Origin of the sequence: Paraburkholderia phenazinium (assembly GCF_900141745.1) — a bacterium.
GTDB classification, from domain to species: Bacteria; Pseudomonadota; Gammaproteobacteria; order Burkholderiales; family Burkholderiaceae; genus Paraburkholderia; species Paraburkholderia phenazinium_B.
The window spans coordinates 1,634,772-1,656,375 of record NZ_FSRM01000002.1 but is presented as its reverse complement, the minus strand read 5'-3'; the positions used below and the strand labels follow the sequence as shown (position 1 = coordinate 1,656,375).

The 21,604-nt window shown below is 58.3% G+C and carries 15 protein-coding genes and 2 pseudogenes; 10 read left to right on the top strand and 7 right to left on the bottom strand.

The features are described from left to right. Nucleotides 1–577 precede the first annotated feature (577 nt). From BUS06_RS27320 to BUS06_RS27295, 6 genes are all read left to right on the top strand, one after another. On the top strand, nt 578–1,348 hold the full coding sequence (locus BUS06_RS27320; RefSeq protein ID WP_074267509.1) for an SDR family NAD(P)-dependent oxidoreductase: 771 nt from the start codon (nt 578–580) through the stop codon (nt 1,346–1,348). A gap of 132 nt (nt 1,349–1,480) precedes the next feature. Next, the gene (locus tag BUS06_RS27315) at nt 1,481–2,725 is read left to right on the top strand and encodes a CaiB/BaiF CoA transferase family protein (protein WP_074267508.1); all 1,245 of its coding nucleotides are present in this window, start codon (nt 1,481–1,483) and stop codon (nt 2,723–2,725) included. 27 nt (nt 2,726–2,752) lie between these two features. After that, on the top strand, nt 2,753–3,919 hold the full coding sequence (locus BUS06_RS27310; RefSeq protein ID WP_074267507.1) for an acyl-CoA dehydrogenase family protein: 1,167 nt from the start codon (nt 2,753–2,755) through the stop codon (nt 3,917–3,919). A 22-nt stretch (nt 3,920–3,941) separates the two neighbouring features. Continuing rightward, the gene (locus BUS06_RS27305; protein ID WP_074267506.1) at nt 3,942–4,967 is read left to right on the top strand and encodes an acyl-CoA dehydrogenase family protein; all 1,026 of its coding nucleotides are present in this window, start codon (nt 3,942–3,944) and stop codon (nt 4,965–4,967) included. A gap of 2 nt (nt 4,968–4,969) precedes the next feature. Continuing rightward, nucleotides 4,970–5,764, top strand: coding sequence for a crotonase/enoyl-CoA hydratase family protein (locus BUS06_RS27300; RefSeq protein WP_074267505.1), 795 nt, complete (start codon nt 4,970–4,972; stop codon nt 5,762–5,764). 103 nt (nt 5,765–5,867) lie between these two features. Next, nucleotides 5,868–7,346: an aldehyde dehydrogenase gene (locus BUS06_RS27295; RefSeq protein WP_074267504.1), complete on the top strand. Its 1,479-nt coding sequence runs from the start codon at nt 5,868–5,870 to the stop codon at nt 7,344–7,346. A gap of 1,190 nt (nt 7,347–8,536) precedes the next feature. Here the strand turns inward: BUS06_RS27295 and BUS06_RS27290 are convergent. Together BUS06_RS27290 and BUS06_RS37560 are read right to left on the bottom strand one after the other, a co-directional pair. Beyond that, nucleotides 8,537–9,358 carry a 3-hydroxybutyrate dehydrogenase gene (locus tag BUS06_RS27290; protein ID WP_290439562.1) on the bottom strand — a complete coding sequence of 274 codons (822 nt, stop codon included), beginning with the start codon at nt 9,356–9,358 and terminating at the stop codon, nt 8,537–8,539. A gap of 277 nt (nt 9,359–9,635) precedes the next feature. Next, nucleotides 9,636–9,734: pseudogene (locus BUS06_RS37560) on the bottom strand (3-hydroxyacyl-CoA dehydrogenase NAD-binding domain-containing protein); the annotation flags it as partial. Between the two features lie 210 nt (nt 9,735–9,944). Here BUS06_RS37560 and BUS06_RS27280 point away from each other — a divergent pair. From BUS06_RS27280 to BUS06_RS27270, 3 genes are all read left to right on the top strand, one after another. Further along, on the top strand, nt 9,945–10,997 hold the full coding sequence (locus tag BUS06_RS27280) for a hydroxyacid dehydrogenase (protein ID WP_367946979.1): 1,053 nt from the start codon (nt 9,945–9,947) through the stop codon (nt 10,995–10,997). A gap of 35 nt (nt 10,998–11,032) precedes the next feature. Next, nucleotides 11,033–12,166, top strand: a complete 1,134-nt coding sequence (locus tag BUS06_RS27275) for a mandelate racemase/muconate lactonizing enzyme family protein (protein WP_074267500.1) — start codon at nt 11,033–11,035, stop codon at nt 12,164–12,166. 64 nt (nt 12,167–12,230) lie between these two features. Then, nucleotides 12,231–12,638, top strand: coding sequence for a cupin domain-containing protein (locus BUS06_RS27270; RefSeq protein ID WP_074267499.1), 408 nt, complete (start codon nt 12,231–12,233; stop codon nt 12,636–12,638). Between the two features lie 115 nt (nt 12,639–12,753). On the opposite strand, the gene BUS06_RS27265 is transcribed toward BUS06_RS27270, so the two are convergent. Further along, nucleotides 12,754–13,512, bottom strand: coding sequence for a FadR/GntR family transcriptional regulator (locus BUS06_RS27265; protein WP_074267498.1), 759 nt, complete (start codon nt 13,510–13,512; stop codon nt 12,754–12,756). 981 nt (nt 13,513–14,493) lie between these two features. Between BUS06_RS27265 and BUS06_RS27260 the strand changes: the two genes are divergently transcribed. Further along, the gene (locus BUS06_RS27260; protein WP_254368978.1) at nt 14,494–16,257 is read left to right on the top strand and encodes a tannase/feruloyl esterase family alpha/beta hydrolase; all 1,764 of its coding nucleotides are present in this window, start codon (nt 14,494–14,496) and stop codon (nt 16,255–16,257) included. Nucleotides 16,258–16,375: 118 nt separating this feature from the next. On the opposite strand, the pseudogene BUS06_RS37555 reads toward BUS06_RS27260, so the two are convergent. The 4 genes and pseudogenes from BUS06_RS37555 to BUS06_RS27240 all read right to left on the bottom strand — a co-directional run. Continuing rightward, a pseudogene (locus BUS06_RS37555) lies at nt 16,376–16,845 on the bottom strand (IS5/IS1182 family transposase); the annotation flags it as partial. 139 nt (nt 16,846–16,984) lie between these two features. Further along, nucleotides 16,985–19,186, bottom strand: coding sequence for a xanthine dehydrogenase family protein molybdopterin-binding subunit (locus tag BUS06_RS27250; RefSeq protein ID WP_074267495.1), 2,202 nt, complete (start codon nt 19,184–19,186; stop codon nt 16,985–16,987). Next, a complete protein-coding gene (locus BUS06_RS27245; RefSeq protein WP_074267274.1) occupies nt 19,183–20,169 on the bottom strand; it encodes an FAD binding domain-containing protein in 987 nt (328 codons plus the stop codon). Before BUS06_RS27245 ends, BUS06_RS27250 begins: the two co-directional genes overlap by 4 nt. Continuing rightward, nucleotides 20,169–20,738, bottom strand: coding sequence for a (2Fe-2S)-binding protein (locus tag BUS06_RS27240; protein WP_083611605.1), 570 nt, complete (start codon nt 20,736–20,738; stop codon nt 20,169–20,171). Before BUS06_RS27240 ends, BUS06_RS27245 begins: the two co-directional genes overlap by 1 nt. Nucleotides 20,739–21,604 lie beyond the last annotated feature (866 nt).

The following is a 21,604-nucleotide window of genomic DNA, read 5'->3' as shown; positions in this document are numbered from 1 at the left end:
AGAGCCACATCGCGGCAAGAGGTGTCGGAAACCGCGATCTACGCTTGGTTAGCGACGGGTACGCGCATCCATCGCGGGTTGCGCGACTTCCGGACACCGTCGGTGGGCAACGACGGCAGACGCCAGCTTGAATCCTTCAAAACCGAGTGTTTATATTCCTTGGACATTCCTTACGTATCCGCTTCCTTCAGGACACGCTGGCTTTGGATATGCCCTAGCGGTGCGTCAACAGCTACCCCGCTACCGCTTTTTCCGCTATCAGACTCCCGCGCCTGCGGTTTACCCGCCCTGGTAATGACCCTGCCCCACGGTCTCGTCGTGGTCCTTTGTCTCGCACTCCTCCCCACCATACATCGGGTGCCCGCGTTTCCCGCGTCGACGCCGCACATTTCTTGCGCGTTGACATCCCTGATTGGGTGAAATAGACTGTTCTCCATTCAGACCATTAGTCTCGCATGAGAACAAATTCATTGCGAAATATTCTCTGCCAGAAACTTTCGCGACAACGACTCCGAGAACCTCCAGTCGAGTCGTCGCGGCCCGCGACAGGAAAATTCACCGAATCGGGAGCACGAAGATGAAATCCCTCGAAGGTAGAAAGGCACTCGTGGTTGCGGGTGCGAAGGGCATTGCCAAGGCGTGTGTAGAACGATTTGCCGCTGCTGGAGCAGAAGTCTGTTTCTCCGATATCAACGCCCAGGCCGGCTTTGCGCTCGCTGAAAAACTTCAGGAGGCCGGCTATAAGGCAAGCTTCTTCGTGTCAGATGCGGGTGATTCGAAACAGGTCCGGGAACTGGTGAAGTCGGCTATTGACACGATGGGCACCATCGATGTTCTGCTTAACAGTGCAGGCGTGGCAACGCCGCAGGATCTGCTTGACATCACCGAAGAGGAATATGACCGGACGCTCAACGTCAATCTGAAATCGGCATTTGTGGCGAGTCAGGAAGTGGCACGCCACCTTCTGGCCAATAAGAGCACGGGGGTGATCATCAACATGTCCTCGGTCAATTCCGTCATGACGATTCCCAGCATCCTGGTCTACAACGTCTCGAAGGGCGGCATCAACCAGCTGACGAGAAACATGGCGGTCACGCTAGCTCCTCATGGCATCCGCGTGAATGCAATCGGTCCTGGCACCATCGAAACTGAGCTCGTGCGATCGACCGTGTTGTCGTCCGAAGAAGCCATGGCGAAGATCATGTCACGCACACCGATGGGTAGGCTCGGCCAACCGGAGGAAATGGCCTCGATCGCCGTGTTCCTCGCGAGTGATGAGTCATCCTATATCACCGGACAAATCATCTTCGCAGATGGCGGCCGTATGGGTCTCAACTACACCTGCTGACAGTGGCTAGACACTGTCGTCTGACACGCATGTTGACGTGACGGTCTGCCGACAGGAAGGGAGCGCCACCATGATGTCCGAAGCCACGCAACAGGTAGCTCGCAGCCAAAGCAGAAAATTTCAATACTGAGTATGAAGGACGGAGGAGACAAAATGGCCAGTGCATTGTCTGAGATCAGAGTATTAGACCTGTCGCGCGTGTTGGCGGGTCCATGGGCGGCTCAGACGCTTGGAGACATGGGTGCAGAAGTCATCAAAGTTGAGCGTCCCAATACTGGTGATGACACGCGCACTTGGGGGCCGCCTTACGTGAAGGACGCAAACGGCGAACTGACCCGAGAGTCGGCCTATTTCATGTGCACGAATCGCAACAAGAAGTCCGTCACTATCGACTTCACCCGCCCCGAAGGTCAGGAGCTTGTGAGGCAACTAGCAGCGAAATCGGACATTGTTATCGAGAACTTCAAGGTAGGTGGCCTCAAGCAGTACGGTCTCGACTACGCGTCCCTAAGCGCTATTAATCCACGTCTCATCTATTGCTCGATTACTGGCTTTGGACAAACTGGCCCCTACGCGCCTCGGCCAGGCTATGACTTTCTGATCCAGGCCATGGGTGGCCTGATGAGCATCACCGGTCATGGCGATAGCGAGCCGGGTGGTGGCCCGATGAAGGTCGGCGTGGCTTTGACGGATGTTATGACCGGGCTATATGCAGCCATCGCAATCTTGGGTGCACTTGCCGCCCGGAGCGGCACGGGTCGCGGTCAGCACATCGACATGAGTCTGCTCGATGTCCAGGTGGCCTGCCTCGCTAATCAGGCTATGAACTACCTTCATGGCGGTGTCATTCCAGGACGCCTCGGCAACGCTCACCCGAACGTAGTTCCCTACCAGGACTTTCCGACTGCCGATGGGAACATGATCCTGGCTATCGGTAACGACACCCAGTTTGCAAAGCTCTGTGCGGTGCTTGAACGGCCGGAACTGCTGTCCGACAGTCGCTTCGCGTCTAACGCCGCTCGCGTCGCGAATCGCAACGAGCTAGTCCAGACCCTGCGCGACATTACCGTTCAACGTACGACAGACACCTGGCTCGCCCAACTCGAATCGACTGGTGTGCCAAGTGGACCCGTCAACACGCTTGATCGCGTATTCCGCGATCCTCAGGTCATCCACCGCAACCTCAAAATCGAAATGGAGCATACCCAGGCGGGGCCTCTCCCCCTCCTTGCCAGCCCGGTGCGGCTGTCGGACACGCCCGTGGAATATCGGTTGCCCCCGCCCCTCCTGGGCGAGCACACCAACGACGTGCTTTCAACGGTCCTCAATCTCACCCCTGAAGTGCTGGCCCGTCTCACCTCCGAAAACGTTATCTGAGGACTATCCAAACCCGACGGTGAAACCATGATCGAATCACTTGACTATGTCTGTCTCCCGGACGAAGCGGAAGCCTTACGCAGCGAGGTTCGCGCCTTCCTGGCCGAGCACCTCATGAATGTTCCGGCGAACCAACGTGCCCGCTCTTGGATGGGCTTCTCCGCAGAATTTAGTCGAGCCTTGGGCCGCCGTGGCTGGCTCGGTTTAACGTTGCCGCGCAGCTACGGAAGCGCAGAACTGGGTGCATTTTCTCGCTTTGTTCTTGTAGAAGAACTACTTAACGCGGGGGCACCGGTCGGTGCCCACTGGATTGCCGACCGTCAAAGCGGCCCGCTCATCTTGTCGTACGGAACTGAAGCCCAGAAGCAATTTTATCTGCCCCGCATTAGCCGAGGCGAAGCGTTCTTTTGCATCGGCATGAGCGAGCCCAATGTTGGATCCGATTTGGCGAGTGTCCGTACCCAGGCACGCCGCACGAGTGACGGCTGGATTCTATCTGGGCAAAAAATCTGGACAACGCAGGCGCATCGATCACATTACATGATCGCACTAGTGCGGACCTCGGGATCGCCGGAGGACCGCCAGAAAGGTCTTTCGCAGCTCATTGTCGATCTTTCGCTTCCAGGGGTGGTCGTGCGGCCAATCAGGGATCTAACAGGCGACAGCCACTTCTGTGAAGTGTTTTTCGACGATGTGCATCTTGGCGGAGACGCCCTCATTGGAACAGAAGGGGATGGGTGGCGACAGGTGACCGCCGAACTGGCCTTTGAGCGCAGCGGTCCTGAACGGATCTATTCCAGCATCGTGCTGCTGAATGAGTGGGCTAGCTATCTGCGGCGGTGTGGAGCAATCGATCGTCTCGAATACGTCGCAGCAGGCCGACTTCTGAGTTCGCTTGTCACGCTTCGGGCAATGTCCATTTCAATCGTCGCGAAACTTCAGGCAGGTGAAAGTCCGGCGACCGTGGCCGCGTTGACGAAAGACCTCGGCACGGAGTTCGAACAGCTAGTGCCCGCTGTGATCGCCGACCTCGTGTCGGCAGTAGACAGCAGAACCGGACACGACGGGCCGCCATCCCCGGAGTTGCTTCAGACACTCGCATACATCACACACGTCGCGCCCTCGTTCTCTCTCCGGGGCGGTACGCGCGAGATTTTGCGCGGAATGATTGCCCGTGGTTTGGGTCTGCGCTAAATCTGCCGGAAGGAGACCTCGCATGAACGATATTTTTGCAGACTCATTTGATCGCCTTCTCGCGGGCGAGTGCCCGGCAAGTACCGTCCGGCAAATCGAGTCAGGAGAAAGCTTTTCCGGCCTCTGGGAAGCGCTGACCGAGAGCGCCTTTGCAGACCTGCTAGTGCCCGAGAGCGCCGGCGGCGCCGGACTATCGCTGCTCGATGCATCACCACTGATTGCTGCATGCGGCCGATATGCCCTTCCCGTGCCTTTGGCGTACACCATGCTCGTGCGTGCGTTGCTCGACCGCAAAAACCTCGAGACGCTCGCGGGTCCCGTTACGATTGCGGCAAGCGCTGTCAGGCACACCGGAGACGTGTTCCATTGTGACAATGTACCGTTCGGTCACGTCAGTGAATGGATCATGGTGGAGGAAAGCGGGCTTTGCCAGTTGTGGTCACTTGAAGCCGCCGATGTCGAAAGTGACGGCATTGAGGGAAGTCTCGACGCGTCGGCGACGTGGTCAAAGCGGCCTCGCTCGATCCCTCTTTTCTGCAACGGAACGCGAATGTCTGGTGCCGCTGTCACCGCGCTGTTGATCTCCGGCGCGCTGGAAAAAGTGCTGGAAATGACGATTTCCCATGCAAACGAACGCTCACAGTTCGGTCGCCCCATAGGCAAGTTTCAGGCAATCCAGCAACAGGTCAGTGTATTGGCAGAACTGACCTTTGCAGCACGAATGGCTTCCCGATTGGCGTGTTCTCCGTCGAGTGCGACACCAATCGCCAGCGGCGTCGCAATAGCTAAAGCTTACGCGAGTCAGGCCGCAGCTACTGCTGCCAGTATCGCCCACGCCGTCCATGGAGCAATCGGCATTACGGCTGAACACGACCTGAATCTATACACGCGCAGGTTGCACGCGTGGCGTCGCGCATTCGGAGCCGAAACGGCCTGGTATGCCGAGATCGGCGCGGCTTGGCTTGGTGGCAACGATTCTGCTCTCGATTTTGTTCGAAACGCAATTCCGCCCAGTGCGTCGTACGCCGACTCAACCAGTGAGTTATGACCATGACCAACTTTCTTGAAGTCACACGCGACGGTGCAGTGCTTACCTTGGCAATGAATGCGCCAGACACGCGCAACGCGCTCACGGGCAATACGGCCATACCGGAGTTTCTTGCTGAATGCGATCGGATCAACAGCGACGTGTCCATACGGGCAGTCATCATTACCGGATATAACGGTATGTTCTGTTCCGGGGGTAACCTCAAGGACATGCGGCGATATTTCGATGACGAGCTCACTCAAGCGCAGATCGCAATCGAGTATCGCACCGGAATACAGCGCCTCACGCGTGCCATCTACGGTCTGGATGTCCCAACCATTGCCGCAGTGAACGGCCCAGCCATTGGTGCTGGCTGCGACCTTAGTTGTATGTGCGATATCCGCATCGCTTCGGAGAGAGCAACTTTCGCCGAGAGCTTCATCAAGGTCGGAATTGTTCCGGGGGATGGCGGTGCATGGTTGTTGACCCGAACTATCGGTCGTTCTCGCGCGGCCGAAATGGCTTTCACTGGCGACATGCTCAGCGCCGATGAGGCACTACGGATTGGCCTCGTTTCTCAGGTCGTTTCATCGGAGGACCTGCTGGAAGCGGCCCAAAAGCTTGCTGCCCGAATCGTTCGCCACCCCGGGGCAACGCTGCGAATGACCAAACGGCTGATGCGCGAAAGTCAAGATAGTGGACTGGATACGATACTCGAAATGTCGGCGACTATGCAGGCCCTGGCGCACAAGTCACCGGAGCACCGCGAGGCAGTGACGGCGTTCATCGAGAAACGCGCCCCTCGATTCCCGGAGTGACCTCTGCGTACGCCGAGAAATAACCGCCAAGTGCAAATTTACTATCGCTAAGTCCCCGCGACGACACACTGAGCAAGGGGCCATCTCATACGGAGAAGAAGTTATGCAACGTTACCAAATGTACATCAATGGTGAGTCCCGCGCTTCGGTGAACGGCGAATGGTTCGAAACAGAAAACCCCTTTACAGGTGAAGCCTGGGCAGAGGTCGCCAGAGGAAGCCGCACTGATGTCGATCATGCCGTGAATGCGGCTCACGCCGCATTCGTCTCAGGGCCATGGGCGCAAATGTCTGCAAGTCAACGAGGCATGCTGCTACACCGTGTTGGTGACCTGATCGCACGCGACGCCAGGCGGCTCGCCGAACTTGAGGTACGCGATAACGGCAAACTCATGGCCGAGATGTATGCCCAATGCCAGTACATCCCGCAGTGGTACTATTACTTTGGCGGCCTCGCCGACAAGATTCAGGGAAGCGTTATTCCGCTCGATAAAAAGGGCTTTTTCAACTTTACTCGTCATGAACCTCTGGGCGTGGTTGCCGCCATCACGCCATGGAACTCGCCTCTCCTTTTGGCATCCTGGAAAATCGCTCCCGCACTTGCTGCGGGCTGCACTGTTGTCATCAAGCCATCGGAATTCACATCCGTCTCAACGATTGAATTTGCGAAGCTGTTCGAGGAAGCTGGTTTTCCGCCGGGAGTAATCAACGTCGTCACCGGCTTTGGCGCCGATGTCGGAGCCCCCCTGGTCGAACATCCGCTGGTCAAGAAAATCACGTTCACCGGTGCCGAGACGACCGGCAGAGCCGTTAACGAAGCAGCGGCACGTCAGTTCAAGCACGTCAGCCTTGAACTCGGCGGTAAATCTCCGAATATCGTATTCGAGGATGCGGACCTCGAAGATGCTGTGAACGGTGCGGTGTCCGGCATCTTCGCGGCAACGGGTCAGACGTGCATCGCTGGATCACGTCTTCTTGTTCAGGAAAGCATTTACGACGAATTTGTAGATAGGCTGCTGACCCTCGCTCGCACTGCGCGAATGGGGGATCCGTCAAGCCCGGATACACAAGTTGGCCCCGTGACCACTCGACCGCAGTATAAGAAAGTCCTCTCCTATATCGATATAGCAAAGCAGGATGGTGCGACACTGCTGCTGGGCGGCAAGCCGGGCACCGCGCCTGAATGTGGGAATGGATGGTTCGTTGAGCCTACCATTTTCGGAAATGTCAGCAACAGTATGCGCATTGCACAGGAAGAAGTCTTTGGCCCGATTCTCTCTGTTATCAAGTTCAAGAACGAGGACGAGGCCGTTTCGATCGCAAACGACGTCCGTTTCGGCTTGGGTTCGGGGGTATGGACAAAAGACATCGGTCGCTCAATTCGCATGTCAGAGAAGATTCAAGCTGGCATCGTGTGGGTGAACACTTATCGCGCTGTCAGCTACATGTCGCCATTTGGGGGATACAAAGAGTCCGGTCTGGGCCGTGAGAACGGTATCGACGCGATCAGGGAATACCTACAAACCAAGAGTGTCTGGATCAACAGCGGCGTCAAGACGACAAACCCGTTCATATTGCGCTGAATCTAGTGAGACCAGGTTGCACGCGAGACCCAGTTCATCAGTTCGAGATGGCGAGTGATCCTAGCCAACCGCGAAACGACATGGGCTCGAACAGCTTCCCGGGATTCGGATGCTGAAGTACCCCTTCCTACGATGAGCTCATTTTGATGGATACGACTTCTGGCTGCGTGTACGGCCTGCGCGAGTCAATGAAATATAACGGCTGCGCCCCTTGAATCAGACCTGGCCGGAAGAGGTAACCTCGATGACAAGGGCCAGACCTTTCACGTGGCGATAGACCGCGAGCAACGGGAAGTGTGTGGCACTGACGTCAAGGGCCGCCGCGCGCTACCTAAACACAGTCAAAGACGACTGTGACCTGGTCACGCGATAAACGCATCATGCCGTCAGTGGATGTGTCGACTTCCCTCACCTGCTTGCCCTGGCTACTACAGTACGCTTTGGCACGGCCCGTGGCCGAATTCTTTACACTTGCCCATGAAATAAATTCCGAGTTAAGGTTGCCGCGCGCCGACACGGCCCAGTGCCCGTGCTCTGTCGAAGTTACGTCCGAGCTGGTCGCGCATCCCGCAAGCGCGATAGCATAAAGTATGGGTAATGTTAGTCGCATTTTTTAAATCTAAACTTTTATGGATTCCTGATCACCATTTTTTATCAGCGGATCGATTGTCGCCTTGATCGCCCACAACTCGATGGCCCTGTTTATCTCCGGTTGTCAAAGTGACCGTATCTCCTCCGCAGTGTATTTTTATTACTCATGAAAAGGAATTCCTAAACCGGTAACTAACTGTTAGCACCCGTGCAAAACTGCCCCAGTCGCTGATGTGGGAGCGGATCGACAGCGAGGCCCTTGTGATCCACTTTCTTCCGCCGAAGGCGGAAGACTCGAGTGGTGAAGCGGTCGTGGCGCAAGAGGTTGCCATTCCGATTGGCGCTACCTGCTGCGGCGCCGTGGGTGACAGAGGGGCTACATCCGGAACTCGTAGCCTCGGCCACAAGGGAAGAAGATGCATACGTGGAGATGAATACGGCCGACGCGTGTGTCTCCTCAAACCGCACGTGCGAAATGGGTTTGAGACACGTCACCGGATGACCCTACGAGTCGTTTGTTTTCAGTCTCGAAGAGTGCACCCGGGAGACGTGAAGCATCGCGGAATTTTGTGGCATGACATGCGCGCTTCGATGCGACCTTATTGCGCGCTCCATCCGCCATCGATTTGCAGCGCGGATCCTCGCATCTCATTGGCGGATGGGGAGCACAAGAATACGGCGAGATCGCCGATTTGATCAGGAGTTACAAATTGCTGAGAGGGTTGTTTTTCTCCAAGAAATCTCGCACTTGCTTCGTCTGGCGACAGCGATTCACGCACAGCGAAATCGTCGATTTGCTTCTGCAATAGAGGTGTCAACACCATACCGGGGCAAATAGCATTCACCGTGACACCTGAGCGTGCGCTTTCCAGCGCGGCGACCTTTGTCAATCCAACGACGCCGTGCTTTGCTGCTACATATGCAGATTTCCCAACAGAGCCGACAAGGCCGTGAACCGACGCGATATTGATGACCCGTCCCCAACCCCGTTCGCGCATCGCTGGTAGTGCGAGCCGCATTGTGTGAAATGCCGAACTCAGGTTGATGGCGATGATTGAATCCCAGCTTGCCACAGGAAACAAATCGATCCGCTCGACAAACTGGATTCCGGCATTGTTGACCAGTATGTCGACACCGCCAAACGTTTGGACTGCAAAATTTATCATTGCTTCGATTTCGGCCGGCCTCGTCATATCAGCGGCGTGATGCACGACGTTCACGCCCGACGTTTCGACCGTGGCAACGGCTTCTTTAACGTCGCCGAATCCGTTCAACACCAGGTTCGCACCCGCACGGGCCAAGGCGGTTGCAATTCCCAGCCCGATGCCACTCGTCGATCCGGTAACGACGGCCGCTTTGCCTGCGAGGAATCTGGAATCAGAAATTTTCATATGCAGTGTTAGACAGTAGTGGGAAAACATGGGGATATCGCCCCGGCATTGCAGTGCGTACAGACCACTGCGGTCACTTTGCATCGGAATTGCGGTGCGTGAGACGTAAAGACTAAATCGATCCGCCCGATCGTAATGCACCTCTTGCCGCTACACGGGCGTTCGGGCGCCTTCGTACATCTGGACTACCGGCGGTATCGTCATCAGCCCCGTGCCCAGCATCGGCCGCTGACTGGAAAAGCCCGAAAGCACGTTCGGCGAGTACCGCGCTGAAATTCGCGCTTCTCACTATCTGCTGGACCAGGCCGAGGTCCTTGACGAAAACGTCAAACCCCGCCCGCAAAAGGGAGGTGGCCACTCCCCTTCCCATCGCGCCCAAGCCAACCACCCCCACTTTTCGTTGCATGGCAATTTCCTTTCGCACGCCCCATATTGGTTGTACCAGAACTTACATGGTCGGACCTGAGAGGTCAATTTTCGATTTCCCGGGTCAGGCTGATACATTGCATGGATTGCAACGATTCGTCCGTGGGTCGAGGCCTGAGGGGATTGGGGCGATAAATTGACTTCGCCGTTTTTTGAAACTACCATCTGGTTGTACCAGATATGGCAAAAAATGGGACAACGTATATTTGCGTGCGAGGACATTTTTCTGCGGCTTCACCGAGGGATAAACATGCATCGCAAGTTTCGCGTTCTTTCTACGAGCAAAATCGATCCGCTCGGGTCTGAAATGCTGGCTCCTTTGTGCGAGCTGATAGTTCCACCAGATGACCGGGCGGACACGCTGCGACGATACATGGCGGATATCGACGCGCTGATCGTGCGCGTTCGCCTGCCCGATGACATATTTACGAAGGCCGCGCGACTAAAGGCTATTGTGCGCCACGGCGTCGGGCTTGATTTCATCCCGGTTAGTCAGGCGACTGAAGCCGGCATTCCTGTTGCCAATCTTCCAGACTCGAATACGCAGGCGGTGGTGGAGCATGTAGTCGGCGCGCTCTTCGCGCTTGCGCGCGACTTTCACCGCATACCCGGCCTGCTCAAACGCGAGGGTTGGTCCGTCAGGCAGGCGTATCACGGCTTGGAACTTCGGGGCCGAGCCGTGGGGATCGTTGGACTTGGACGCATCGGTCTCGGTGTCGCAACAGCACTGCACCATGGTTTCGGCATGCGAGTGCTCGGGTACGACGTCGCGACCCAAGCCACGTTACCTGATTTCATCGTACAGACGTCTCTTGAGAGCGTGTTCAGCGAGTCCGATTTCATTACGCTACACGCACCGCTCCTGCCGTCCACGCAACATCTGGTCAATGCACAACTTCTTGGTCTGGTCAAACCACAGGCTTATCTCATCAACGCCGCACGGGGCGGTCTCGTCGACGACTCCGCATTGCTAGAGGCACTGAGTGAAAATCGGCTCGCTGGAGCAGCGCTAGATGTGTTCGAACCTGAGCCACTCGCCGCAGACCATCCCTACCTGCAACGCGACAATGTGCTCGTTACGCCCCATACAGCAGCGCTTACCCAGGAGAGTGTCGCGCGCATGAGTGTGGGCTCGGCGCAGGCCGTGCTCGATGTCTTGCATGGCCGGTGTCCCACGAATCTGGTCAATCCGGAAATCTGGGACCACTACCTGGAGCGCTGGAATCTGCGCTCCCCACGCTGAGCAGTCAGCCCTGTTCTGTCAGCTACTTAAAAAATATGAAAATCACAGACATCATTGCATATCCGGTCACTTCGCCCGTGCCGGAGGCACATCAAGTTCGCCTCGGTATTGGCAAAATGGTCAAGCGCGACACGGTCGTCGTGAAAGTCACAACTGATGAGGGGATCGTCGGCTGGGGAGAATCCCATCATGCGCGCGCGCATCTGGCGGTCGCCACGCTGGTTAACACGACGTTAAAGCAACTTGTACTCGGGTTTGACGCGACTGACGTAAACGGCGTCTGGTCGCAAATCTACCGCTATCAGCTTGCGTCGCATGGCATGGGAGCGGCTTGTGCCGCGGCGATGAGCGGCATAGATATCGCCTTGTGGGACATCCGCGGCAAAGCCGTCGGGTGGCCTCTATACCGTCTTCTTGGCGGTGCCGCGCGGGACGTGCGTGCGTATGCGGGCGGTATCTGCCTCGGATTTCAGGATCCAGGAGCGCTGGTTGAAGAGGTCGCCCTCATGATTGAACGGGGATTTTCCGCCGTCAAACTCCGCATTGGGGATTCACCGAGATCCGATATTGACCGCGTGAGAGCCGTGCGCTCGCATTTCGCAGATGTAGAGATACTTACCGATGCGAACGTTGCGTATTCACTGTCGGACTTTTATGCGGTCGCACCGTACTTTGAAGAGGCGCGCATTCGTTGGTTAGAAGAAGCCTTTCCTGCACACGACTATCGCAGCTACCGGGATGCGAAACGAATGTCGCGCTTCGAGCTTGCCGCCGGCGAGAATCACTTCACCCGATATGAGTTTGCACAACTGATTGACGCAGAATGCGTGACGGTCCTCCAGCCGGATCTCTCCAAGGTGGGCGGCGTTTCGGAGATGCTAAAGGTGGCTGCGATGGCGTCTGCGCAAAAACTCCCCATCCACTGCCACTCGAGCATGGGCATCAACATGGCGGCCACGCTACACGTACTGTGTTCCATCGACAATGCAGGATATTTCGAGGCCGACTGTTCCGTTCACAATCCGCTTCGCGATCAGCTCGTCGACTTCCGTTTCGACATTGATCACCAAGGTACGCTACGGCCTGGCGAGCGCCCTGGAATCGGCATTGAAGTTGACGAAGATTTTATCCGCCACCATAGCGGCTCGACTGGGCCTAGCTTCGTTTAATGTTCACGGCAATATGTGTCAACGTGATCGATTCATTTTATTTCCAACAATCGAAGGAGCAAGCATGTCAGAGCAAATTCAAGCCGTCGTTGGCAGGACCTCGGTGCGGCACGTCGCTGCAGATGGTTCGGATATCGAACATGAATTAAGAGAATATTTTACATATCGCGACACAGGCTTAAAGGAGGCTACGTCCGGCGCTTACACTGCGCACGTAATTCGGGCGGTGCCGGGCAAACAGGGGGAGGCAGAATGGCACACCCATGAAACAACCTTCCAACTGGTGTTTGTACTTCGCGGATGGATCGACTTCGAGTTCGAAGATATTGGTGTTGTGCGCCTTGTACCGGGATCGTCGTGCTATTTCCCGTCCGGGGTGCGACATCAGGTATTAGGCAACAGTGACGATTTCGAACAGCTGGAAATCGTTTCACCTGGCGATTTCGCGACGAACCCTGCGTCAAAACCCTGAGCGACCCCGCAGAGCCAGATAAGATTTGACCTCCGGCACTCTCTACTTCAGGTAGATTGCGGGCGGAGTCTGGCTGAAACGCGCTGCCTGCCCCGTTGACAGGCGGTCTGTTGCCTCAGGCGAACTCTTTCGTAGCGGCACGTTTGCGCTTTCGACCCGGCGCCGCAAGTTTGTCCGCACCTTGTTCTTCGTCATTCTCCGTTGCAAACAACGTGCGGAAGTACACATCAACACCTTTAATGTGCTGCCGCAGTATCGTCTCGGCTTCTTCAATGTTTCTCGCGGCGATCGCGCCAAGCAACTTGCGGTGATCGGCAACCGACTTGCGGCAATGCTCGTCTGACGAAAAGTAGACCTCGCGACGCTTCTTCGACATCAGATAGAAGACGTTTACGAAGCGCACGAAGACGTCGTTTTGAGTGGCCGATACGATTGCCAGATGGAACTCCGCGTCGAGTGCTGCGAGTGCGTGACCGTCGCCACGTGCCTCGATGCAACGTTTGAGAATCGCGGAGAGCTTGTTCAGGTCCGCATCGGTTCGGCGCTCGCACGCGAGTCTCACCGCCTGAACCTCAAGCAATCGCCGCAACTCCACGGACTGGATCACCTCGTCAGGGCTCAGGGGCGTATCGGCCTCGGCAAATAAAACCATCGCTTCAATGCTTGTTTCGGCTGAGTCGGCGCGAAGAAAAATGCCGGATTTCGGCCGCGCGTCGACGATTCGCAAAGTGTCCAGCCGGATGAGTGCTTCCCGCAGCGCTCCACGACTCATGCGAAACATTTCCGACATCTCGCGTTCAGACGGCAGCTTGTCGCCCGGTCCAAAACCACGCTCCTGAATCAGACGGACGAGTTGACGAACGTTTTCCATCATGCAGTCACCGCTCAATATGCAGAACTGGCACTATTGCCTTTAGGTGCATCGGACTGGCGCAACAGCCACCATTCACGGGCCTTGCACCGCTTCGCAGGGCAAGCACCCAGCGCGCCATGTAGCTTACGCGTAAGGCCCAATCTGGTCAAACCAGATCAGGCCTTACGCTGCGTCTAACTGCCCATGCTGGTCAGTCCGCGGGCCGTCGCAGGAATCCGGCCGCCGGCCACATAGTTTTCAACTACTGTGCGATCGGGTTCACGCGATGCGGCACGAGAAACAGAAGCGCGCAGGCCGGTCCCTCCACAAAGCGTCTCCTAGAGCAGAATGCGTCACGGGAAAAGTTGTTCGCGGACGTAATCGCGAAGACGTTCATGCCATGGGCACTGTCTGCTGCTCCCAACCTCTGAGGGACGTGGTTAAAAGACCGGTTACGGTGTATCCATCCCAACCGTCTCGAAATCGTGTATCCATGCAACAGCGATAAATATCGGCTGGAGTACCTCGTTCATCTCCCGCTCCCCGTGCGCCTGCCTGGGTTTGTTTCGACACAGTCATTGTCGACGATTCGTACGGTAGAGCCGACGGACCGTTCTTGGCCGCTTGCCGCACGCGTTAGCGACTATCATGTATTGAACAGTCTCCTTCGCGAGCGTTGCGGCGGGCATGCTGGGCAAGCCGTCGCCGTTTAGCCTGCAACAACGGAGCCCAGTGGGCTCTGCCGGACCGCGGCGAGAGTGCGAATGCGACGGCCTTCGAGCATTACGTCGACGGGCCGTCGAAGGTCTTCCATCAGGTTGACGGCAGGTTCGAGTATGCGGGGCCGGGCGGCAATCGCGCGCAGCACGCTGCTGATGGTGGTGCACGCGGTGGTCGCGCAGTTGACCCGGGATGGATAAGGGTCGTGTGTACGCTACGGCATGGGCCTGATGCCGCAACGTCCGGCACCGTCTTCAGGCCTCATTGGAAGGAGACAAGACGATGAACTCGAGAAGCAGGCTGTGGCGCACGCGTGGGCGCGCGCCGTCGTGGCTGGGTGCATTCTGTGTGCTTGTACTGTGCGCCATGTCGAGCGGCGGTACGTATTCGGAGACGACGGATGGTCCATGCCGGGACGCGGAATGCGGACCACACGGGCCACCTCCGCCGTCAAAAACAAGCTGTCCGCAACTAAACGGGTTGACCATCCCGGCCCGCGAGATCGGCCTGCCGACAACCGGTGCCATCGTCACATCAACGACACAGGTGGCGGCGAGCGGCACCGGAGCGACAGCTACCGGGTCATACTGCCTCGTGGCCGGCGCGATTCGTCCGGTCGATCCGTCCGCCCCGGATATCCTGTTCAACGTCGCGTTGCCGGACCAGTGGAACGGCAAGATCCTGATGCTCGGCGGCGGCGGGTTCGACGGCTCGATTCCAGCCGTGACCGGGAACGTGCCGAGCGCGCCGGCCAATCTGCCGGGACCGTTGTCGCGCGGCTACGCGGTGTTCGCGAGCGATTCCGGGCACGAGGCGACGAACGGCTCGGTGAACGGCGCGTTCTCCGTCAACGCCGAGGCGTACGACAACTTCATGGGCGAAGCCCTGAAGAAGACGCACGACGCCGCGCTCGTGATCATCGACAAGCATTACGGCACGCATCCGTACAAGGCGTACTTCGCGGGCGGCTCGACTGGCGGCCGCGAGGCGCTGACCGTCGCGCAGCGCTGGCCACAGGACTGGAACGGTGTGATCGCTTTCTACCCCGCGTATGACTTCACGACGCTGAGCCTGCAGCAGTTGCGCGCGACGGAAGGTTTCACCGCGCCGGGCGCGTACCTCGACACAGCACAGCGCGCGCTGCTCCTGAAAGCGGTGATGCAGGTGTGCGATGGGCTCGACGGCGTCGAGGACGGGTTGATCAGCAACGTGCAGGCGTGCAACTCGACGTTCAATCCGGCGACGGCCCATGTCGACGGCAAGCCATTGCGCTGCGCCGGCGGTGCGGCACGGGGAGACACGTGCCTGTCGGACCGGCAGATCGCGGCGCTCAACACGATGAACACCCCGCTCGTCTTTGGGTATCCGCTCGAAAACGGCGAAACGCAGTATCCGGGCTATAACGTGTATGGCGCCGATCTGGGGGTGGGCAGCAGTTCGCCGCTCGAGGCGACGATCACGGAGCTCGCGCTCGGTACGACGCAGCCGTCGTATCCGCTGCAGAGCACTGCGATGTTCGACGGACAGATCAGCGACCAGTTCGTCCGCTACACGGTGATGGGCAACCCGAACTTCGATTCACTGACGTTCAATCCGGCGCTCGCCGGTCAATGGTCCGGGCGGATCAGCATGCTGTCGGGACTCGACGCGACCGATGCGAACCTGACCCCCTTCATGCGACGCGGTGGCAAGTTGCTGATGGCGCACGGCACCGTGGACCAGACCGTCAGCACGCGGGCCACCGAGATCTACTATCAGCGCTTGCTGTTCACGATGGGCTTTAGCGCCGTCGAGTCGTTCGTGCGCTTCTACGAGATTCCGGGGATGCAGCACGGGATCGGCACCGAGTTCAACGCGTCATGGGACTCGCTCGCGGCGCTGGAGAACTGGGTCGAGCACGGGACGCCGCCGGTACATCAGGTGGACACCGATACCGCGGGCGTGCCGGGACGCACGCGGCCGCTGTGCCAGTATCCGGCGTGGCCTAGCTATAACGGCGCGGGTGACGTGAACAGCGCGACGTCGTTTACCTGCGTGCAGGGATAGCGAACGCAAGCCGCGACGCGCGAATGGCTACCGCGCCCGTTATCGCCGCGCGTCGCGCATCAACCGCAATCTATAGCGCTGGTGTGCCTGCATCGACCGCGTGCATCTCCTTCTGGATATGCGCGATCTGTTGCCCGTGATCGGCGAGGCATCGATACTCATCGTTCCTTGCAACGTAGACGAAGTCGCGCTTGGTAAAGAGTCCTTTCTTCCTTGATGCCGAGGTAAGTGGTTTCGGGACATACGCCTTGATCCCGGCCAGTTTGCACGCACGGATATCCGGACCGCTGAAGTACCCCCGGTCAGCCAGCACCTTTAGCTTCGGCTTGCCCATGGCGCTCTTCGCCGACAAAGCCCTCCTGCTGAGTTACCCGTGATCGCTTCCGATATTCTTCACCTCGTGTTCGACGATCTGATGATGCTTCGTATCAGGAACGTCTGGACGTTGTAGCCAACGGTACCGGTTCTCTTGCACCGCTGGTGCTGGCGCAGGAGCGCGATCGTCTCGTACAGGCGCACGGTCTTCACATCGAAACCTGTCGGACTGGTTCGGTCTGCAGTTTCAATCATGTCGAGGTATCGCTGGAGTCACCCGGTCTCAATGCGTTGATTCAGTTTAGGTGATGAATGCGTTTTCGCACGCCCTCGGCCGGAATGAGTCGCTAACGGCGGGCGGGTCGCAACGGCCTCCGTGCTCCCCATGTCCATATCGGGGAACCGGCAGCTTCTACAAACCGCCCATCAACTTATCGGGTGTGATCGGTAATTCGCGCACCCGCACGCCGATGGCGTCGTAGACCGCGTTGGCGACGGCGGCGGCAACCCCTGTGGCGCAGAGTTCTCCGATACCTTTGGCGCCGAGCGGTCCGGAGTTGGCGTCGTATTCGTCGACGAACCCGACATCGATGGCCGGCGGAATGTCTGCGTTCACGGGCAGCGCAACGCCGGCCAGGTCTTTCGAAATCCAGCGGCCCAGAGCTGGCTCGAAGTGGCTACCCTCCATCGCCGCCATACCCCAGCCCCAGACGATGCCGCCTATCATCTGTGACCGCGCAGTCCGAGGGTTAATGATACGGCCGGCGCTATAGATTCCTGTTGCCCGCCGCAAACGCAGCAGGCCCAGATCCGGATCGACGGCGACTTCCACGAAGATCACGCCAAACGTACGAGCAGGAAATTCCGGAGCACCCATATCAACGGGCGCCCCACCAGGCAGGTCGAAGGCGCCGTCGCAAACAAGTTCAAAGACGCCTGCCTCGTCCAACACGGACTGGATGCTGCGCGACCTTTCGCCATAGAGAATGTGCCCGTTGCGCATGGTCACCTCTTCCGTCGGCCAACCGGCCAGCCGCGCGAGCTTCGCGCGCACCCCTTGCGCCGCCTGCTGCAACGCCGCGCCTGTGCTGATCGTCGTCCCCGAGCCATAAGTCGGCCCCGAATAAGGCAGTGAGGTGTCACCTGCCAGAACGCTGACTTCCTCTGGCTTCAGGCCCAGGATTTCTGCGACGATCTGCGGAAAGACCGTGGCGGAACCAGTGCCGATGTCGCAGAAGCTGGATTCCAGTCGCGCCATTCCGTGTGCGTTGAGCCGTACTCGCGCGGTGGTATGGAATCGCGCCTGCCCCTGGCTGCAATCGGCGAGGCCGCAGCCAATGCGCCAATGTCCGTCGCGCGTACCGCCCTTTGGCCTGTCTTGCCAACGGAAGCGGCGCGCGCCTTCGTTATAGGCCTCTCGTAATTTTTTCGACGACCACGACTTCCCGCTTTCAGGATCGGTTTCAGCGTAGTTGGCGAGCCGCAACTCCAGCGGATCGACCTTCAACGTGCGTGCCAGTTCGTCCATGGCCGAGCCGAGCGACCATGAACCTGGGCCGTCCCATGGAGAGCGCATGAAGGTCGGCAGCACGACATTCCCACGGCGAACCTTCTGGCTGGTCGAAATGTTATCGCATGCATAAAAGGACCGTCCCGGGATCGATCCGAACTCGACATAATCTTCCGTGACGCTCGTGATGTTGGTGACCGCGTGGACAATGCCAAGCAGTTTGCCGTCCTCGCTGGCACCCAACGCGACGTTTTGCGTCATCTGCGGCTGAAATCCGACCATGTCGTACATGTTCTGCCGACTGAGCACCAGTTTGACTGGCCGACGCGTCACCCAGGCCGCCATGCTGGCGAGGATTTCGTGCGGCCAGACGAACGCTTTCACACCGAATCCGCCGCCCGTGTACGGGGAAACTACCCGGACCCACGCCGGGTCGATGCCGAACGCGGCAGCGAGCGTGTTTTGAACCGCCGGCAGGTGTTGCACCGAGTCGTAAACGGTAAGCTGCTTGTCCTTCCAGACTGCCAGGATGGCGCACGGCTCCATCGGGTTTGCGTGGCGAGACGGCTGTATGTACTCGGCACCCGTCCTGAGCGGTGCGGCGGCGATAGCCGACGCCGCATCACCCTTGCAAAATTCCAAAGCACTCGAATGGGAATAGCCACCCCGCTCCGGCGCAGGCGGTTCGGCTGGTGCGGTGTCGGGCACGATGAAGGAAGTGGCTCGGTAGTCCACGCATACGGAATCCGCACCTGACTCGGCCGCTTCGATGCTCTCCGCCAGCACGATTGCCACCGGCTGCCCCTCATAAACGACTTCGTCAGTCTGCATCGGAACGAAGCGGGTGGCGAGCGGCGGAACACTGATGTCGGCCAGCCTTGCATGCACTTTCGGCATGTCGGCGGCGGTTAGCACGTGCGTAACACCGGGCATCGCCAGCGCCTCGTGCGCGTCGATCTTCTCGACCCAACCGGCCGGAACGGTGGCAGATACCATCACCGCATAGAGCTGTGCTGGCAGATTCTGGTCGCCGGCATAACGGGCCTCGCCCGTCACCTTTACCGGACCGTCGAAGCGTGCAATCGATTCACCCGAATGGTTCATGGCGCACTCGCCGCGAGTTCGATGGCGCGAAGCGTAGCGTTGCGAGCGAGCGCGATCTTGTATCCGTTGGACGATAGCGGTCGGGCATCGGCAAAGCTCGCCCCTACCGCAGCCGCGACGCCGGCCGAGCCCAGCCGCTCGCCGACTAGCAGTCGCTCTGTCTCGTCGAGACGCCAGGGGCGCATTGCTACGGACCCCAAAGCAACGCGAGCCTTGTTGATCACGTCGCCGTCCAGTTCGAGCGCTACCGCCGCGGACACGATGGCGTACTCATAACTCTCCCGCTCCCGAATCTTCAAATATGCAGATTTCGGCGCTGGCCCACCTAATTCGATACTGGTGATCAGTTCGCCATGACGCAACACGGTGTGTGCGGATGGATTTTCGTCGGGCAGCACGTGGAAGCTGCGTGCGGGAATGCGCCGGCCGCCGCCTTGCGCATCCTCGGTTACGATCACCGCATCCAGTGCAGCGAGCGCCACTGCCGGGTCGGAGGGCTGCACCGCCACACACTCGTCGGTCCAGCCGAAGATCGCGTGCCTTTCGTTCAGGCCGTGCAATGCTGCGCAGCCCGAGCCCGCCACTCGTTTGTTGCACGGTGTGGGCGCATCGGCACGGAAGTAGGCGCAGCGTACACGTTGCAGGGGATTGCCGCCGATAGTCGCAAGATTGCGCAACTGGGCAGAGGCCGATTTCAGAATCGCCTGCGACAGGACGGGATAAGCGTTGCGGACCCGTTCGTGTTGCGCCACGTCGTTAAGCCTGGCAAGTGCGCCGATCCGCAGCCCCCCGCATGGTAACGCTTCGATGCGATCCATTTCAGGCACACGGCTGATATCGACGACCCGTTCAGGTTTGGTAATCCCGATGCGGAACCAGTTGAGGAGTTCAGTCCCACCAGCCAACACCGCCGCGTCGGGCAGTTGGGCGAGCGTCAGGGCGTCGGCCCGCGTCGTCGCGCAGGCATAACTAAAGTCGCGCATCAGCCCATCTCCTTCGCGGCAGCCTCGACAGCCGCCGCGATCTGCGGATACGCAGAACAGCGACAGATATTACCGCTCATCCATTCGCGAATTTCAGCGTTGGAACCGGTGTGTCCCTCGGCAATGCAGCCCACAGCGGACATGATCTGGCCACAGGTACAAAAACCACACTGGAAGGCATCGTGCTCAATGAAGGCCTGCTGGACGGGATGCAGCACCCCATCACTCGCTAATCCCTCTATCGTGGTGATTTTCTTGCCATCGGCACTGACTGCGAGCACGAGGCAGGCATTGACGCGCCGGTTATCCATCAACACCGTGCAAGCGCCGCATTCTCCGCGGTTGCAGCCCTTTTTTGCGCCTGTCAACTGCACCTGTTCGCGCAACAGATCCAAAAGGGTCGTCCTTGCTTCCACGTTGACGGAATGCTCAACGCCATTGATCTGGACGTGCGTCCACCTGCGTGGGGCAAACCGCGTTTCCATTTCTGGATCAGGCTGCCCATTCGCCGTGATTGTCTCGCCGTCTGTCGCGGGACCGGCAACGGCGGTCAACGAATCGTTGTTCATGACAGGCCTCGGCAAACGCTCGTCTTTACGAGGATGCCTCACTCCGTCCTAAGTCTGGCGGTATGAGGCTTCAGTCAACACAGACAGGACCGGCAGAATCTGCTCGGTCCAAAAATTATAGATGCCCATCGTCGGTTTGCAAGAATCCGCGCAGAACGTATGGCAGCGAATCTTTGATGTTTGGATGCCGATAGCGCTGTCTTCAGTGAGTAACAAGCGGTTGATCGATTGCTTCACCGGTTACAGGTATGACATGTTCAGACGAACAGCTGACGTGCCGCCCATGCGGGATTTTCGAGCCGTCAGACGAACTACCGGTAGGTCTGGTGCATTGATGAACTTATCGTTTGCGGTGACCTACCAGGACAGCTCTCTTCAGCACAGCACCCAGTAAAAGATGGCATAAGCCATTTTGTGAGGACTCCGTGTGGCTTGTATTCCGATCCCCTTAAGTCAGATCTATGAACGACGATGGTGGCAGCGCAAACCGATTGCGGTAACAAGAGGGACCGCCGCCAGAAGAGGATTTCGCATTGGACTGCCAGCTAACAATATGATGATATCGACAAAAACACGTACCGATTCCGATGGATGATGGCGCGACGGGTATAGCTGGTATAACTGAACACTTCCCTCTCCCCATGTGCGCCCACCACCATAGGGGTGGCCGGACAAACAACTCCGTTGATTTCCGCGTAGACGAAAGGGGGGCGCTCACGCTCATGCCGCTCAGATACGAAACATCGCTCAGCGTCGCAATCGTGCTGCCGAAATCCTGCTGCAGTTGCGCCAGAGATGACGAGCCCGCGCTCGAACCTCGGTTCACCACAAGCATTGGCGTCGTGGTCGTCACCTCCATTGCGTAG